Origin of the sequence: Paraburkholderia sp. D15 (assembly GCF_029910215.1) — a bacterium.
Classification (GTDB): Bacteria; Pseudomonadota; Gammaproteobacteria; order Burkholderiales; family Burkholderiaceae; genus Paraburkholderia.
Map to the genome: position 1 here is coordinate 2606792 of NZ_CP110396.1, position 15914 is coordinate 2622705.

At 62.7% G+C, this 15914-nt stretch carries 13 protein-coding genes; 6 read left to right on the plus strand and 7 right to left on the minus strand.

The features are described from left to right. Nucleotides 1-85: 85 nt before the first annotated feature. The 4 genes from LFL96_RS31460 to LFL96_RS31475 are packed head-to-tail and all read right to left on the minus strand — an operon-like array spanning nucleotide 86 to nucleotide 3813. Nucleotides 86-676 (minus strand): peroxidase-related enzyme, encoded by a 591-nt coding sequence (locus LFL96_RS31460; RefSeq protein ID WP_281001796.1) that lies wholly within the window; start codon nucleotides 674-676, stop codon nucleotides 86-88. Next, the gene (locus LFL96_RS31465) at nucleotides 673-1320 is read right to left on the minus strand and encodes a CMD domain protein (protein WP_281001797.1); all 648 of its coding nucleotides are present in this window, start codon (nucleotides 1318-1320) and stop codon (nucleotides 673-675) included. The genes LFL96_RS31460 and LFL96_RS31465 overlap by 4 nt, the downstream gene beginning before the upstream one ends. After that, nucleotides 1280-2791: an NAD(P)/FAD-dependent oxidoreductase gene (locus tag LFL96_RS31470; RefSeq protein WP_281001798.1), complete on the minus strand. Its 1512-nt coding sequence runs from the start codon at nucleotides 2789-2791 to the stop codon at nucleotides 1280-1282. The genes LFL96_RS31465 and LFL96_RS31470 overlap by 41 nt, the downstream gene beginning before the upstream one ends. Continuing rightward, the gene (locus tag LFL96_RS31475) at nucleotides 2788-3813 is read right to left on the minus strand and encodes a LysR substrate-binding domain-containing protein (protein ID WP_281003911.1); all 1026 of its coding nucleotides are present in this window, start codon (nucleotides 3811-3813) and stop codon (nucleotides 2788-2790) included. Before LFL96_RS31475 ends, LFL96_RS31470 begins: the two co-directional genes overlap by 4 nt. A gap of 347 nt (nucleotides 3814-4160) precedes the next feature. Here LFL96_RS31475 and LFL96_RS31480 point away from each other — a divergent pair, with 347 nt between their 5' ends. From LFL96_RS31480 to LFL96_RS31495, 4 genes are read left to right on the plus strand one after another with little or no spacing between them, the layout of a single operon-like run. Further along, nucleotides 4161-5414, plus strand: a complete 1254-nt coding sequence (locus LFL96_RS31480; protein ID WP_281001799.1) for an ABC transporter substrate-binding protein — start codon at nucleotides 4161-4163, stop codon at nucleotides 5412-5414. Nucleotides 5415-5460: 46 nt separating this feature from the next. After that, nucleotides 5461-7284, plus strand: coding sequence for an ABC transporter permease (locus tag LFL96_RS31485; RefSeq protein ID WP_281001800.1), 1824 nt, complete (start codon nucleotides 5461-5463; stop codon nucleotides 7282-7284). A 13-nt stretch (nucleotides 7285-7297) separates the two neighbouring features. Continuing rightward, the gene (locus tag LFL96_RS31490) at nucleotides 7298-8203 is read left to right on the plus strand and encodes an ABC transporter ATP-binding protein (protein ID WP_281001801.1); all 906 of its coding nucleotides are present in this window, start codon (nucleotides 7298-7300) and stop codon (nucleotides 8201-8203) included. A 32-nt stretch (nucleotides 8204-8235) separates the two neighbouring features. Next, nucleotides 8236-8976, plus strand: a complete 741-nt coding sequence (locus LFL96_RS31495; RefSeq protein WP_281001802.1) for an ABC transporter ATP-binding protein — start codon at nucleotides 8236-8238, stop codon at nucleotides 8974-8976. Between the two features lie 67 nt (nucleotides 8977-9043). Here the strand turns inward: LFL96_RS31495 and LFL96_RS31500 are convergent, their stop codons facing one another. Then, on the minus strand, nucleotides 9044-9880 hold the full coding sequence (locus LFL96_RS31500) for a VOC family protein (protein ID WP_281001803.1): 837 nt from the start codon (nucleotides 9878-9880) through the stop codon (nucleotides 9044-9046). Between the two features lie 384 nt (nucleotides 9881-10264). On the opposite strand from LFL96_RS31500, the gene LFL96_RS31505 reads away from it, so the two are divergent. Next, on the plus strand, nucleotides 10265-12235 hold the full coding sequence (locus tag LFL96_RS31505) for a carboxypeptidase-like regulatory domain-containing protein (protein ID WP_281001804.1): 1971 nt from the start codon (nucleotides 10265-10267) through the stop codon (nucleotides 12233-12235). Between the two features lie 120 nt (nucleotides 12236-12355). On the opposite strand, the gene LFL96_RS31510 is transcribed toward LFL96_RS31505, so the two are convergent. After that, nucleotides 12356-13012 (minus strand): arylsulfatase, encoded by a 657-nt coding sequence (locus LFL96_RS31510; protein WP_281001805.1) that lies wholly within the window; start codon nucleotides 13010-13012, stop codon nucleotides 12356-12358. A 338-nt stretch (nucleotides 13013-13350) separates the two neighbouring features. Between LFL96_RS31510 and LFL96_RS31515 the strand changes: the two genes are divergently transcribed. Then, nucleotides 13351-14772, plus strand: a complete 1422-nt coding sequence (locus LFL96_RS31515) for a cytosine permease (protein ID WP_281001806.1) — start codon at nucleotides 13351-13353, stop codon at nucleotides 14770-14772. Nucleotides 14773-14859: 87 nt separating this feature from the next. On the opposite strand, the gene LFL96_RS31520 is transcribed toward LFL96_RS31515, so the two are convergent. Next, nucleotides 14860-15786, minus strand: a complete 927-nt coding sequence (locus LFL96_RS31520) for a LysR family transcriptional regulator (protein WP_281001807.1) — start codon at nucleotides 15784-15786, stop codon at nucleotides 14860-14862. Between the last annotated feature and the right edge of the window lie 128 nt (nucleotides 15787-15914).

Sequence of the window (15914 nt, forward strand, 5' to 3'; positions counted from 1 at the left end):
CGCCGTCGTATGGCGGGCAACGAATGGATTCGCATATGGATATCTGTGCCGCCGTTCCTCGCGTGTGTCAGCAATCCCGTGCCGTTTATTCAGGAAACACTGGTTCGCCGAGCGTCAACATCAAACGGTTTGCCCACGCGAAAATTGCGATGGCCTGGCTTAGATCGAGTATTTCGGCCGGTGAGAGACCGACGGCCTGCAATGCGCTGACCGACTCGCGGCCGATCGCTTCAGGCTGCAAGGTCAGATCGATCGCGAAGCGTACGATCGCGCGTTCCCGCTCGGTGGTGCCTGCCGTTTCGGGGTCCGCGAAAACCTGTTCGATCACGTCGTCGCGGCGCGCGAGTTGCGCGAAACGTTGCGCGTGCACCGAAGCGCAATACACGCAGCCGTTCACACGCGACACGACCGTGCTCGCCAGTTCCCGCTCGGCTCTCGACAGGCCGCCGGGCGCATACATGATGCTGTTGAACGCGCCGGAACGCTGCCGCAGTATGTCCGGCTCGTGCACCAGCAGCAGGTAGTAATCCGAGGTCTTCGCTTTCGGATGGCTCGCTTCGAGTACGGCGGTCTGTTCTGCCGACGCGTCGTTCAGCGTGACCGTATCGAGCCATGCGGTCCAGTCGAGCGTGTCGGCGGTGAAGCCGTGCGGTTTGCCCGTCGTCGTGTCGCTCATGCCGTGTGCTCCAGGTTGTCCAACGCTTTCAGCGCGACGACGACTCGGACCTGGTACGACACGAAGGCCACGAGTTGCGCGAGCGCGACGATCGCGCGGGTGGTCAGGCCTGCTGAGAGCAAGGCGGCCAGTTCGCTTTTGCCGGTTGCGGCGGGTTGAGTGATCAGTGCGCGGGTGTGATGGAGAATGGCGGCGAGCCGTGCACTCCCGGCGGCGGAGGAGGAGGAGGCAAGTGACGCGATGCCAGCGGGCCCGTGCAACGTTATCGCGCTCAGGCGCTCGGTGATGTTCTCCGCAGAATCGGCATCCGTCGCGAGTAGACGTTCACGATAGGCGTTTGCGGCCGCCACGGATTGCGTCAGCGATGCCGCGTACCACGCTGCGTAGAGCCGCTCGTTCAAGCTTAGATCGACGATGTCGGCGGAGAACAGCGCGTCGTGACTGCCCTGCGTATAGCGGGTCGCGTCGGCGCGCGCGGCGCGCAGCGCGGCCACATTGCCGCCTGGCGAGAGACCGGCGAGCCGGGACACCAGATCCGTATCGGGCGATAGAGGCAAAGGCTGAGTCGTGGTTTCAGTGGACATGATCGATCGAATGGAAAGTTCAGGGCGTGACACTGGCAGCGAGATCGGTTGCGTCCGCATCGGTCCATTCGTCGCCAGCGAGTTCCGCCGTGTCGAATGCGAGCAGTGCCGCGTAGTGCCGTTCGCGGTCGGCGTCGAACAGCATGGCCGCGATGGCGCGAGCCAGACGCTGGGCGCCGTCGCTAATGGCGGGAATGTCGCCGGCGACCTTGCCGTGCGTCAGGCTCGCCGCGTGGTTGAAGCAGTGAATGCGCGAGAGCGCGTCGCTGTAGCGCGGTTCGCGCGACTGAAAGGCGAAATTGCGGTCGAGATCCGGCGATGAAGCGAGTTCTTCGTTTGGCAATCCCTCGGGATGCGCAAAACGATCGCGCCAGCGACGCACGTGCGGCGCAATCGCCGCGAATTCGGCGCGGGTGTCGAGTTCCGAATGAAAGCCCGTGGCGAAAATCAGATAGTCGAGATCGTAGGTGCCCTTTGGCGTGTCGACCCGCATCTCGTTGTCCTGCACGGTGATGTTTTTCAGCGGGCTGCCGAGATGAAAACGCGCATGCTCGTAGCGCGACACACGTAGCACGCTGTCGCGTGGCGGCGGCGTTTGCGATTGCGCGGCGTAGTGCAGAAAACGCCACTTCCACTCGTCGGACAGATGCAGGAAGCCATGCACCAGTCCCGGACTGCCGATGCCGGTCAGCTTGTTGATGCGCGGCAGTTCCGCGCGTCGAATGAACAGGTCGACACTCGCGGCACCGGCTTCGAGCGCGCTGGCCGCATTGTCGAATGCGGACGCGCTCGCGCCGACCACGCCGACGCGTCTCCCTCGCAGCGCGGCGAAATCGATGGCATCGGACGAATGCGCGTACAGGCTTGCCGGTAACGCGTGCGCAAGTTCTGGAACGTACGGACCGCCGAGACCTTCGCGGCCGGTCGCGAGCACGACATGGCGTGCGAGCACGCGTTCGGAAGAGGTCTTGTTGCTGGACACCACATCGAGTTCGATCAGTCCGTCATCACGCGTTTCGATCCGGGCGATGCGCGCGTCGTTGCGAATGGGGAGAGCGAGCACACGCCGATACCAGCGCAGGTAATCCATCCATTGGCTACGCGGAATCTTGTAGAGCGCGTCCCAGCGCTCGCGTCCGAACTGCGCCTCGAACCAGGCACGAAACGTCAGCGCCGGTAAACGCAATGCAGGTCCGGTCAGTTGTTTGGGCGAACGCAGCGTTTGCATGCGGGCGTAGGTGACCCACGGACCTTCCTGTCCTTCAGCCGCCTGGTCGAACACACGGTGGTTGTCGATGCCGAGCAAACGCAATTCGGCGCTTGCGGTGAGGCCCGCCATCCCGCCGCCGATGATCGCCACGTCCAGCACGCGTTGCGTATCGACGTGCCGCGCGGGCACCCACGCGGGCGCGGGTAGTTCGAGCCACGCAAGATCGTCGCGCAAACGGGCTTCGAGTTTTTCCAGACCTTCGAGCGCCTTGCTTGCGTCAGGTTCGGTGTGTCCCGCAAGCGTTGCAGCGGGCGTGCTCATGCCGGCACTCCTTTGCGTTGAGTTTGAAGAGGGCGCGCGCCGCGCGTCATCAACAGATCGTGTTTGGCCGCCGCATGTTGTAAGGCATTCGGCAGCAATTCCAGCGACACGCGCGCCACCGTGTCGATCAACGCTCGTGCGCCGTCGCTGAGCGCTTGACCGGGCAGCGTGACGACGCCGTAGAGAAAGGGGATGTCCGCGTCGATCGCGCGCACGACCGTGCCGGCGATGCGTGTGCCAAACGCGGTTGCGGGATCGACGAGCGCGATACCGAGTTGCGCCTGCGCCGCCATCACCGCATTCAGCGATGCATTGGTTTCGAGCGCGATGCGCGGACGCAGACCTGCATCGGTGAACGCCGCGTCGATCCGGTTTCTCAGGCGGTAGCGGTTGGCGACCGTCACCAGCGGATGCGCGGCGAGCTCGCGCAACGTCAGCCGATCGAGACCGGCGAGCGGATGTGCATCGTGCAGCACCGCCACGCAGGGCGCTTCGATCAGATAGTGGATGTCGAGCGTCGCGTGATCGAGCGGCAACGTCGCGATGCCGAGTTCGACAGTGCGCGCAAGCAGAGCCTGCACGACGTGTTCCGCGGACGCGCTGCGCAGTTGCACGTCGAATGGCGCATCGTTTATGTCGTGGGTGTCGTGCCGCACGTGCGTATCTAGTGACGGGAGCGACCTGAGCGCGGCGATGGCACGCGGCACCAGCGCAGCGGCAAGCGCGGGCGTCGCCGCGACACGCAAGGGCGTGGGCGTATCGATACCGATGGCCTGAGCGCTGGCGCGAATCGCCGCAAGGCCGACCAGCGAGCGCTCGACTTCGTCGTAAAGCAGGAACGCGCGCCGCGTCGGCGTGACACGCGGTCCCTTGCGATCGAACAACGCGTAGCCGATCTCCTGTTCGAGTTCCTGAATCATGCGCGTAATGCCGGGCTGCGAGCGGCCGACGAGCCGCCCGGCGGCCGTCATGCTGCCCGCCGACATGACGGCTGAAAAGGCTTCGAGGTGATGTAACTCCATCCGCTGATCCATGGTTTCGTTCATGTTCGCGGTGCATTGTAGGGGCCGGTGAATGCGAAATTCTTATAATAAATTCGGCTATGCAAATCAGCGCGGGCGGGCATGACGATCGAGCAACACCCATGCGATGCCGCAACGGCTCGCTCGTGAATATCGATAAAACGCCTTGAAAACAGGGGATTTGTGAACAATCGGCTAACACGCTCAGGCGTCGCCCGGCACGCTTTCTTCTTTTCGTCATAAGCATTAATCGAAAGCGGGAATAAGTTTCCACGCTTATCTTCGTTGGCCCGTTTCCTGGCGACATGGTTTCATCGTTGGACTCTATTTCAAGGTGTGAGACCAGCATGTCGAGAGCGGGGAAGCAGTCCGGGCAGCAGACGAACCAACAAGTCGGTCGCATTACGCGTCACTGGCGCGGCGTCGCACGCGCCGCGTTGGCGATCGCCGCCGTCGGCGCGATCGCCCAATGGAGCGTGACGAACGCAACGGGCGCCACGAATACCACGAGCACGGCGGCCCCGGCGGGCGAGCCGTATTGGGTCGGCGTGACCGGCCCGCTGAGTGGGCAGGATGCGCAATACGGCGAGCAATGGAAACGTGGCTTCGATCTCGCGCTGGAGCAGGTCAACGGTAGCGGCGGCATCAACGGTCATCCGCTGCAATACGATTTCGAAGACAGTCGCAGCGATCCGCGCCAGGCCGTGCAGATCGCGCAGAAATTCGTCGACGACAAACGCATTCTGCTGGAACTCGGCGATCTGTCGAGCGGCGCGTCGATGGCCGCATCGCCGGTCTATCAGCGCGGCGGTCTCGTGCAATTCGGCTTCACCAACTCGCATCCCGACTTCACGAAGGGCGGCGACTACATGTGGAGCACGGCGATCAGCCAGGCGGAAGAACAGCCGATGCTCGCGCACTACGTGACGACCGGCCTCGGCTTCAAGAAAATCGCCGTGCTGTATCTGAACACCGATTGGGGCCGCACCAGCAAGGACATCTTCGCGAAGGCCGCGGCCGCCGACGGCGCGCAGGTCGTCGCGGCGGAAGGCTATCAACCGAACGAAAAGGATTTCCGCGCGACGCTCACGCGTATTCGTAGCGCGAATCCGGATTCGATCGTGCTGATCTCGTACTACTCGGACGGCGCGCAGATCGTACGTCAGGCACGCACCGCGGGCGTGCGCGAACCGATCGCCGCGGTGGGCTCGGTGTATTCGCCGAAATTTCTCGATCTCGGCGGCGCTTCGGTGAACGGCGTGTACACGGAGTCGAACTTCTTCCCTGGCGATCCGCGCCCCGAAGTGCAGAGCTTCGTCGCGCGTTACCGTGCGAAATATGGCGCGGAGCCGGACACATTCGCCGCGCGCGCCTACGACGCGATGATCCTCGCGAGCGAAGTGATCCGTCGTTACGGCGCGAACCGCACGGCTGTGCACGACGGTTTCGCGAAGATCGACAACGTGCCGAGCGTGATCTTCGGCAAGTTCCGTTTCGATCCGCAAACGCGGCGCGTGGCGGGTGCGAAGAATCTCGAACTGGTCGTGAAGGACGGCAAGTTCGCGTTGTGGGACGGCGCGCACGCGACGCGCGCGCAATGACGATCCCGCAATCCATGTCAGTGTTCGCGCTAAGGACGGAACGACGATGAGCGCATGGTTCGATTACACGATCAACGGATTGATCGTCGGCAATATCTATGCGTTGCTGGCGGTCGGACTCGCGCTGATTTTCGGCGTGTCGCATCTGATCAATTTCGCGCACGGCTCCGTGTACATGGTCGGCGGCTTCATCGGCTGGCTGTGTCTGACGCGGCTCGGTTTGCCGCTGCCGGTCGCATTGCTCGCGACGGTGGCCGGTTGCGCGCTGCTCGGCGTGCTGATCGAACGGATCGGGTTGCGGCCGCTGCAAGGCGCGGCGCGTATCGCGCCATTGCTCGCGACGATCGGCATCAGCTTCGTGCTCGATCAACTCGCGCAGATCGTGTTCGGTCCGGACCCGCGTCCGGTGCCGAGTAACTTGCCGGACTGGTCGTTCTCGATCGGCGGCGCGACGCTCGGCTCGCTCGATCTGTTGATCGCTGCGACGGGCATCGGCGCGGCCGCCGTGCTGTACGTGTTTCTGCGCTTCACGCGGCTCGGCTGGGCGGTGCGTGCTACCGCGCAGGACCGCGACGCCGCGCAGCAGATGGGCGTCAACGTGCACGCGGTGAATCGCGCGGTGTTCGCGATTGCGTGCGGACTCGGTGGACTCAGCGGCCTGCTGGTCGGCATGTACTACAACAGCATCGACCCTGCGATGGGTTTTCAGGCGACGCTCAAGGGGGTGGTCGCGTTGCTGATCGGCGGCCTCGGCAACGTGCCCGGCGCGATCGCGGGCAGCCTGCTGCTGGGGCTCGTCGAAAGTTATGGCGTGGCGCTATTCGGCACCAGCTATCGCGATCTCTTTGCGTTCGTCCTGCTGTTGCTGTTCCTCGTGTGGCGGCCGAACGGACTGTTCAGTTCCAACCGGCGCCTGCCGCCCGAACCGCTGACCGGCACATTTCTGTCGTTCGGCCGCGCGTTGCGTGTACCGCGCGGCGTGCTGGTCGCGGTGACGGTGCTGGCCTTCGCGCTGCCTTTGCTGGCGCCTTCACCTTATCTGCTGCAAACGCTGACCAATGGCTGGATCTACGGGCTGCTCGCGTTGAGTCTCACGCTGGTGGCGGGCACCGTTGGGCAGATATCGTTGGGACATGCCGCGTTGCTGCTGATCGGTGCGTACGCTTCGGCGCTGCTGTCCGTGAACCTGGGCTGGTCGCCCGCGGTGACGATTCCGTTGGCCGGCGTGATCGCCGCGTTGCTCGGCACGTTGCTGATCTACCCGTCGTTCCGTTTGCGTGGACACTACGTTTCGATCGCGACGCTCGGCATTGGCGAAATCGTCGGACTGGTCATACTGAATTGGGACAGCCTGACGCGCGGTCCGATCGGCGTCACCGGCATTGCGCCGCTCGCGTTGTTCGGCTGGCAATTGACCAGCGTGCGCGCGGTGTACTGGTTCGCGCTGCTCGTGCTGGTGGCGCTGGCCTTGCTCCAGGTTCGTCTGCTGCGCTCGCATCTGGGCCGCACGTGGCGCGCGATCCGCGAGGACGACGTGGCGGCGCGCGCTTATGGCGTGCGGCCGAATCGCTACAAGGCCATCGCATTCGCGTGCGGCGGTTTCGCGGCGGGCACGGGCGGGGCGATTGCCGCGCATCTGTACAGCTACATCAATTACCAGACCTTCGATTCGCAGGTCTCGATTCTCGCGCTGACGATGGTGATTCTCGGCGGACTCGGCAGCGTGGCGGGCGCGGTGGTCGGCGCGGTCGCGCTGATCAGTTTGCCGGAGCTGTTCCGCTTCGCCGCCGACTACCGCATGTTGATCTACGGCGTCGTGTTGCTGTTGCTGGTGCGTTTCCGGCCGCAGGGTCTGTTCGGCACGGCATGAGGAAGAAGCCATCATGAATGCAAGCTCGACGAAGCATCGCGAGATCCTGTTCGATGTGCGCCGCGTTACGCGCCGTTTCGACGGACTGACCGCGGTCGATGGTGTGAGTCTGTCCATTGCGCGCGGCGAATGCGTGAGCGTGATCGGACCGAATGGCGCAGGCAAATCGACGCTCTTCAATCTGCTGACCGGCATGGACGTGCCGGATGAAGGCGAGGTGCGCCTCGACGGCGAGGACGTGACCGGTACATCGCCAGAACGTCTCGCGGCGCGCGGTGTGGCGCGCACGTTTCAGCACGGGCGCGTGTTCGGCAATCTGAGCGTGCTGGATAACGTGCTGATCGGCGCGCATTCGCGTCTGCAACTCTCGCGTGCCGGCTGGCCGGTGATCGGCGCATTCGCCGAGGTGGCGCGAGCGCTCGTGCGGCCGGCAGCGCTGCGGCGGGAGGAAGAAGCATTGCGTTCCGACGCCGAGGCGATCATCGCGCGCTTCGGCACTCGCTTGACGCCGCGCATCGATCAGCCGGCGCACAGCCTGTCTTACGCGAACCGGCGGCGCGTCGAAATCGCGCGGGCGTTGGCGTTGCATCCGCGCATGTTGCTGCTCGACGAACCGACGGCCGGCATGAACGAATCGGAGACGGCGGAAATGCTCGAACTGATTCTGGAACTCAAGCGCGACGGTCTGACGATTCTGCTGATCGAACACAAACTCGATCTGGTGATGCGTCTGTCCGACCATGTGATCGTGCTCGACGATGGCAGGAAGATTGCCGCCGGTCTGCCTGATGAGGTGCGTAACGATCCGGCCGTGGTCGAGGCGTATCTCGGGCATCGGCAGGTGGGCACGCAGAATGTGAGCGGCGGTGCGGATGTCACTTCAGCTTCGTCGCTGGAAATCGCGGCGAGTGGTGCGTAACCCGCTTTAATGCCTCAACGAAACTTGTCACCATGACAGAACCGCTACTCAAACTCGACCAGATCGATACGTTCTACGGTCAGATCCAGGTCCATTTCGGCGTGAGCCTCGAAGTGCCGCGCGGCGAGATCGTTAGCCTGCTGGGCGGTAACGCGAGCGGCAAGTCGACTGCGATGAAGATCATTCTCGGTCTGCACCGGCCGCGCGCTGGCACGATGACGTTCGACGGTGCATCGATCGACGGTCTGTTGACGCCGCAGATCGTCAGGCGCGGCATTGCGTCGGTACCCGAAGCACGACGTTTGTTCGGCGATATGACGGTGCGCGAGAACTTGCTGATGGGTGCATTCACGCGACGCGACCGCGATGGCATCGCGCAAGACTACGAGAAGATGCTGGAGTTGTTTCCGCGTGTGAAGGAACGTCTGACGCAACGCGCCGGTACGCTATCGGGCGGCGAACAGCAGATGCTGGCGATGGCGCGCGCGTTGATGAGCCGGCCGAAACTCGTGTGCATGGACGAGCCGACGATGGGTCTGTCGCCGCTTTACGTCGACAAGGTGCTTGATCTGATCCGAACGCTCAACGAGCAGGGCGTGACCTTCTTCATGGTCGAACAGAATGCGAGTCTCGCGTTGCAGATCGCGCATCGCGGCTATGTATTGCAGACCGGGCGCGTGGTGCTGTCGGGCGAAGCGCATGCGTTGCTCGGCGATCAGCGGATTCGTGACGCGTATCTGGGCGGCGCGCTGGCTGCCGAAACGGCGTCGTGAAGCGGTAGATCGGCTTATGCCTTGTCTCGCCACGTGGAGAGACAGGGCATAAGCCGGAAAGCAACAATTATTTGCGGCTTACGATCTCGATACGCGCGCGGTGCGTCAACGCCAGTGGCAAAGCGCGCGCGAACGACTCGCTGCGCGTACTCAACGTGACACCGAACACGCCTTCGCCGCGTTGTGCGAGGTGCTCACGGAGATCGTGAGCGAGATTGCCCGGCGAGCTGCTCGCGTGATTGTCCGCCGACGCTTCGCCGCGAGCCGGCGCGAGCAGGGTGATGGTCGTATTGCCCAACGGCAGCGTCGCGAACGTCACGTCATAACCTGCCAGATGCCCTTCCTGAACGGCTAGCGTTTCACCCAGCAACGCACGGTACCGTGCCACGCTCGCCCGTACGTCCCGCACCGCGACGCTCAAGCTCGACACACCCGATACGCCGTTACGATGAATGCGCACGTCGCCCGGTGCAACGCGCAGGTCGCGCGGCGTGAGATCGCCGCACAGGAAGGGCAGATCGGGCGAGAGCGGTTTGCCGATCTGCCACGCGAGCCGTGCGCCGTCGGGACGGAGGCGTCCGCCGTCGATCGGACCTTCGTAGCGTACGCCACGTTCCTGTGCGGCCTCGATCGTGGCCGCCACCGAATGCGGCAACAGCGCGAAGTCGACAAAGCCATCGCCGGTCCGGTCGTTCGCATCCCACCAACGATGTTGCGGCGCGTCTTTCAGGAAGGCGATCAATTCGAAGTAACTGCCGTCGGCGAGTCCGATCAGCGCGTTGTGGGTCGCGCCGTCCGCGTGCGTGCCGCCGCGCTGCACAATAAAGCCCAGCGTTTCGAAATCGGCGATGGTCTGTTCGAGATACTTGACGCGAATCACGATATGGTCGAGCGAAAGAGACATGCGAAAGTACTCCGCAAACGTTTGAAACTATCGATTATGCGAATCCGGCAGCGGGTAAGCCAATAAGCTTTTATCGATTCGATAGTCGTGTGGGTGATTTGGGGAAGATTTCATATGGCTGAAAATGCCACGGTTCTGCGTCTTTATATCGGGCTCCGTATATTTAATAAATTCTTCAAGATGGCGATCTACTCTAAACTTGCGCTCGCATTAGCCGATATCCGGGTTGGTGCAAAAGGGGAAAGTGCAAAAAAGATCTAATTGGTTGGTGTTTTGAAAAATATTAGAAAGCATTTTGTACGGCACCCTGCGAATACCGCGGTAGATGAAAGAGACACGAGAAGTACAGAAGTTGCGGTCAAAACATCCAACAACGAGAGCGATATGAACTACAAGAAATCTGCGGGGCAAAGGGGCAAGAAAATCTGGGCATTATCGGCGGCAGGCGCATTGTCGCTGTCGATACTCGCCGCATGCGGTGGCGGGGGGGCGAGTTCGTCGAACGGCACGACGTCGAATGCCACGGCGACATCCATGTCAGGCACCGTGGCGGTAGGTAGCGCGGTGGCCAACGCGAACGTCACGGTGATCGGCGCGAACGGCGTCAGCGTCAACGTGACGAGCGACGCTTCGGGCAATTACACGGCATCGCTTGCGGGTTTGACGGCGCCGTTCCTGATCGTCGCATCCGATCCGTCGGCATTCGCTCCCACGCTGTATTCGGTGCTGCCCAGTCTGCCGACCGGCACGACCGCCACGGCCAACGTCACCACGCTGACCACGGCCGTCGCGGCGTTGCTGACGAGCAGCGGCAATCCGCTCGATCTGTCGACGGGCGCCAACCTGTCCGCGCTCGTGACGCCGGCGTCGGTCGGCGCGGCAGTCACGAAACTCGATGTCGCGCTGGCGCCGATTCTCACCGCGAATGGTTTGACCGCCTCGTCGTTCGATCCGATTGGAACCGCCTTCAGTGCGAACCAGACCGGCGCCGACGCCGTCATCGATTCGGTTCGTCTGGTTCCCGCGGCCGCCGGCGGCAACCAGTTGATCTCGACCGCGAGTCCGTCCACCGGTATTACGCTGAATCAAGGCACGACGATCTCGGCACCGCTTACGGCGCCGCCGGTTGCCGCAAACTATCTGGCTGCGGTGACGACGGCATTGGGGCAGTGCGTGAGCGGCACGACCGCGGCATGCGCGCAGGCTGTGGACGCAAGCTATCGCGAGAACGGTTTCACGACGCTGACCAACGCGCATCCGGTGCTGTCGTCGCCGGGTTTGACGCTTGGCACGCCGCGTACGCTGGAGTTCTTTACCGGCACCGGCGGCGTCCAGAAGGCGTTGATCCTGTGGCCGTATTCGATCGCGAACGGTACGTCCGGTTCGTTCGTGACGGTGGCACAGAAGACGGCGGCCGGTGCGTGGGACATTGTCGGCAATCAGCAGCAATTCAACGTCACCATCACGTCCTTCCTCGATCGCCGGATTTTCCTCGATACGGCCGATGCACCGTATAACCGCTATGAATCCGGCCTCGGGATCACGGTCGCGGCGGGCGCCGCCGGTACGCCGAATCCTGCCAACCTGGCTTCGGTCGCGGTGAGCGGTCCGGGCATCAACGGCACGGCTTACCTGGTGCCGCGCAACAGCACAGGCAGCAGCGTGCTGGGTCTGACCAACAACGCGCTGACATCGGTGCCGACCAGCCCGGTCACCACGACGTCGAATACGTCGCTTTACCGCTGGTCGTGGCAGGCGTTGCCCAACGCAACGCAAAACTACGTTCCTAACAGCGGCGCGCTGGGTTATTTCACCCCCACGCCGATCAATCCGGCGACGGTGCCGCAGTTCGCGACCTACACCGTGAAGTTCTACGACTCGACGGGCGCGCAGATCGGCCAGACGGATAGCGTGATCAATCCGACTGCAGTGATTGGTGCATCGGCGGGAGCGGGCGTGCCGTGGCAAACCTTGTCGTCCGCGACGCAAAGCGCGTTTCTGAGTGTGGGCGGTTCGCAGTCCGGCGCGCAGGGCGCGGTAAATCTGGCGTGGTCGAATCTGGTCAACAACCAGAACATCGCGCCGCTAGCGTCCAAAGCACAGCTTCAGATCTCTTCGGGAACGGGCGTGACGCCTTCGACGGAAGTCGACGGATGGTGGAACGGGCCGGCCGCTTTCAATGCGAGCGGTCAGTACAGCGCCACCGTGACGGCCGGCGTGGCGCAGAACGGCGTCCAGCAGTGCACGACGGCTTGCCCGTTCCCCGCATTGCAGGCGGGCAGTCAACGTCTCGTTCTGTTGAGCTGGGGCGTCGATCAGACCTCTTACTACAACATCTATAAGTACGATGACTGAGGCTGGATGATGGGTCGCGGTTGAAGCGGTGTGCGTTTTCTCGCATCGTTCAGATGGCGGAAAATCATATGCAGTGATGCAGTCATCGAACGCCACTCGCGGCAACGCGGGTGGCGTTTTTCATTTGCTCGCCGGTGTCTCCGCAAGCAACTTCATCACCGCACCAATCACCGCATGCGCGCTATCGAGTGGCCGCTTCGATGCATCGAAGCGTTGCACCGCGGGCGCCATCCACGGATGCGCGAACGCGACGGCATCGGCGCCGTCGCGATAGGCATCGTGCGCGGCGGTCGCGATTGCGGCATGACAGGCATCGAAATCCCCCGCCTTGAAAAGATCCCACACCTGCGGAAGATGCACGACCGCGACCGACGCATGACGATGGCTCGCGTATTCGCCAAACAGCTTGCGGTTCGATTCCAGCGCCGATTCGGCCGCGCACAGCACGACGATGCGCGTGCCGTTCTCGACGGCCGCGGCAGCCAACGCCAGATCCGCTCGCAGAACCGGCGCGGGCGAAGCGCCGAGCTTCGCGACCGCCGGTCCCAGCATCGCGCAGGTCAGCACGACCGCGTCGGCGTCCGATGCGAGTGAGTGCAGACAGTCCGCTATCTGCGTCTGCAACCCGGCAGTGATCGTTCCGGCCCGTTCGACCGCTTCACGCAGATCGGCGCGCAGTTCATGGCGACAGTTGGCGGGCGGCAGACCGAAGTCCTGTACCGCCGTTTCGAAGATCCGCTGGTTGCTCGGGACGGTGTGCAGAAAGGAAATACGCATCGACAGTTCCTCGGGTTATGGGTGCATGGTTTCGCGATGGGCACGTATTCATATGTGGCGTTGGCATTCTTTCGTCCTGCCTGCTTTCTGACAAGGCAAGCAGCGATACCGGTATCGTCAGCACCCCCTTACGTATTTTTCGCCGCCGCTCGCGAATCCACGGCCTGCATCGAAAAAATCTATGCAAGGCATCGGTAAACAGTGTTGGTCAAAGAAATATGGTCTCAGTACTCTGGTTTGACACATGGGGCGCAGGCCGGTCTTCCGCGCGACGTCAACGCCCCGGTCGCTAACTTATCGAGCGCCACGGCGCAAAATCGAAGCAAAGGGAGGATGACATGGCCGATAGCCGCGGTGCGGTTCCATTGATCGAGAAACACACGATCGGTTACGTTCCGCACGAGGAACGTCACGGCAAGGTGCGCGATCTGTTTACGCTCTGGTTCGGAGGCAATATCGCCCCGTTGCCGATCGTGACGGGCGCGCTCGGCGTGCAGATCTATCACCTGAATCTGTTCTGGGGCGTGATCGCGATTCTGGTCGGACAGGCGATCGGCGGCATTCTGATGGCGCTGCATTCCGCGCAGGGTCCGCAGATGGGTATTCCGCAGATGATTCAGAGCCGCGCGCAGTTCGGCTCGTGGGGCGCGTTGCTGGTTACCGTGATCGCGGGGGTGATGTACGTCGGGTTCTTTGCGTCGAACATCGTGCTCGCGGGTAAATCGTTGCACGGTATCGAGTCGTCGATTCCGATTCCGGTGGGCATCGTGATCGGTGCATTGGGCTCGGGGCTGATCGGCATCATCGGCTACCGGTTCATTCACATCCTTAACCGGATCGGCACGTGGGTGCTCGGTATCGGCATCGTGCTCGGCTTCGGCTACATCGCGACGCACGTGACGACTGCCGACTTCCTGACGCGCGGCGGCTTCAACGTCGCGGGCTGGCTCGCCACGGTGTCGCTGTCCGCGCTGTGGCAGATTGCGTTTGCGCCGTACGTGTCCGACTATTCGCGCTATCTGCCGGCCAATGTCGGCGTGGGCTCGACGTTCTGGGCCACGTATCTGGGCTGCACGCTGGGTTCGTCGCTGGCCTTCATCTTCGGTGCGGTGGCCGCGCTTGCCGTGCCGCCGGGCATGGACACGATGGATGCGGTGAAGCTGTCGACCGGCGCGATCGGACCGTTCATGCTGGTGCTGTTCCTGCTCAGCGTGATCAGCCACAACGCGCTGAATCTCTACGGCGCGGTGCTATCGGTGATCACGTCGCTGCAGACCTTCGCTTACAAGTGGATTCCGACCGTCAAGGCGCGCGCCGTGCTGTCGCTCATCATCATGGCGGCGTGCTGTTTCGCGGCGGTGGGCGCCTCGAAGGATTTCATCGGGCACTTCGTCGATCTGGTGCTGGCGCTGCTGGTGGTGCTGGTGCCGTGGACATCGATCAACCTGATCGATTTCTATGTGATCCACAAGGGGCAGTACGACGTGGACTCCATCTTCCGCGTCGATGGTGGCATCTACGGACGTTTCAACATGCAGGCGCTGATTGCGTACGCGGTCGGTATCGTCGTGCAGATTCCGTTCATGAATACGCCGATCTACGTCGGGTCGTTTTCGTCGCACCTGGATGGCGCGGATCTGTCGTGGCTGGTCGGCATCGTCGTGACGACGCCGTTGTACTACTGGCTTGCCACACGGGATACCGCATATCGCCGGCGTCAGAACGAGCATCAGAGTCAGGCGGGCGTGTCGGCTCACTGAGCACCGATTGCTGTCGACGCAGGAACAGCGGCCGCTAACGGCCGCTGTTTTTTTGTTCCGGCTGCTTCATGGAACCGCACCGCGCATTTACCGCTCGATATGCAAGCGCCGGATATACGACTCGCAGAACGCCGAGAACCGTGTAACGACTTGACGTGGCTTCATCGCATTGGATTGCGCGATGCCGAGCGTGGTGGCGTTCACGTCGTCCTTGAAACGCTTGATCACGAAGTCCTCGCCGTCCACCGTGCGATTCGATTTGAGCGGGAAATTGAGGATGCTGTAGCCGAGCCCATTCGCGACCATGCCGCGTACCACCTCCGGCTGCGACGAACGGAACGCCGCGACCGGGCGACTGCCGACCGCATCGAACAGCGCCGAGAAATACTCGCGGCTGTGCGGCAGATCCAGCATCACATAAGGCTCGGGCAGCAACTCCTCCAGCGATACCTTGCGGGCGCGCGCGAGCCTGTGCGTCCTGGGCAGGATCACATACGGCGGCAGCGAGAGCAGCGGCGTGAACGTGATGTTCTCGGCGATGTCGAGGCTATAGGTCAGCGCGATATCGAGCGAGCCGTCGTGCAGTCCGTTGAGCAGCGTGTCCTGATGCGCCTCCACCGTGCGGAACGCAATGCCCGCGTGCTCCTGCACGAAGCGGCTGATGATGCCCGGCATCAACGGCGGCGCGAGCGACACGAGGCAGCCGAGGGCGATCGTGCCCGTCATGCCGCCATCCATTTCCTTCGCGGCCGATTGCAGATCTTCCGCATTCTTCAGCAGATTGCGCGCATGACCCAGCAAATCACGGCCCGCCTGCGTGAGCGACAGACCGCTCGCGTGATGGCGGATGAACAACTGCACGCCGAACGATTCCTCGAGATCCGCCAGCGCGGTCGAGATGGACGGCTGCGAGATATGCAGCCGTTTGGCCGCGGCGGTGAACGACAGCGCCTCGGCCGTCACGACGAAGTAGCGCAACTGGCGCAGTGAATAACGCAGCGGATTGCTTTCCATCCGTCTGTCTCCTCAAGGTGTTCGTGCTGGCTGCATTGTGAGCCACTCAAGCACTTATTGCATAGAAAAAAACGATGCTATGGATTTTTTAAATATGTTTTTCTAAATCATTGCGCCGACGTACATTT

Excerpts from the sequence above, each read along its gene's own strand:
- LFL96_RS31475 (WP_281003911.1), bottom strand. The coding sequence starts at position 3,813 with ATGGAGTTACATCACCTCGAAGCCTTTTCAGCCGTCATGTCGGCGGGC.
- LFL96_RS31515 (WP_281001806.1), top strand. The coding sequence starts at position 13,351 with ATGGCCGATAGCCGCGGTGCGGTTCCATTGATCGAGAAACACACGATC.
- LFL96_RS31500 (WP_281001803.1), bottom strand. The coding sequence starts at position 9,880 with ATGTCTCTTTCGCTCGACCATATCGTGATTCGCGTCAAGTATCTCGAA.
- LFL96_RS31490 (WP_281001801.1), top strand. The coding sequence starts at position 7,298 with ATGAATGCAAGCTCGACGAAGCATCGCGAGATCCTGTTCGATGTGCGC.
- LFL96_RS31470 (WP_281001798.1), bottom strand. The coding sequence starts at position 2,791 with ATGAGCACGCCCGCTGCAACGCTTGCGGGACACACCGAACCTGACGCA.
- LFL96_RS31465 (WP_281001797.1), bottom strand. The coding sequence starts at position 1,320 with ATGCGGACGCAACCGATCTCGCTGCCAGTGTCACGCCCTGAACTTTCC.
- LFL96_RS31460 (WP_281001796.1), bottom strand. The coding sequence starts at position 676 with ATGAGCGACACGACGACGGGCAAACCGCACGGCTTCACCGCCGACACG.
- LFL96_RS31480 (WP_281001799.1), top strand. The coding sequence starts at position 4,161 with ATGTCGAGAGCGGGGAAGCAGTCCGGGCAGCAGACGAACCAACAAGTC.
- LFL96_RS31520 (WP_281001807.1), bottom strand. The coding sequence starts at position 15,786 with ATGGAAAGCAATCCGCTGCGTTATTCACTGCGCCAGTTGCGCTACTTC.
- LFL96_RS31510 (WP_281001805.1), bottom strand. The coding sequence starts at position 13,012 with ATGCGTATTTCCTTTCTGCACACCGTCCCGAGCAACCAGCGGATCTTC.
- LFL96_RS31505 (WP_281001804.1), top strand. The coding sequence starts at position 10,265 with ATGAACTACAAGAAATCTGCGGGGCAAAGGGGCAAGAAAATCTGGGCA.
- LFL96_RS31495 (WP_281001802.1), top strand. The coding sequence starts at position 8,236 with ATGACAGAACCGCTACTCAAACTCGACCAGATCGATACGTTCTACGGT.
- LFL96_RS31485 (WP_281001800.1), top strand. The coding sequence starts at position 5,461 with ATGAGCGCATGGTTCGATTACACGATCAACGGATTGATCGTCGGCAAT.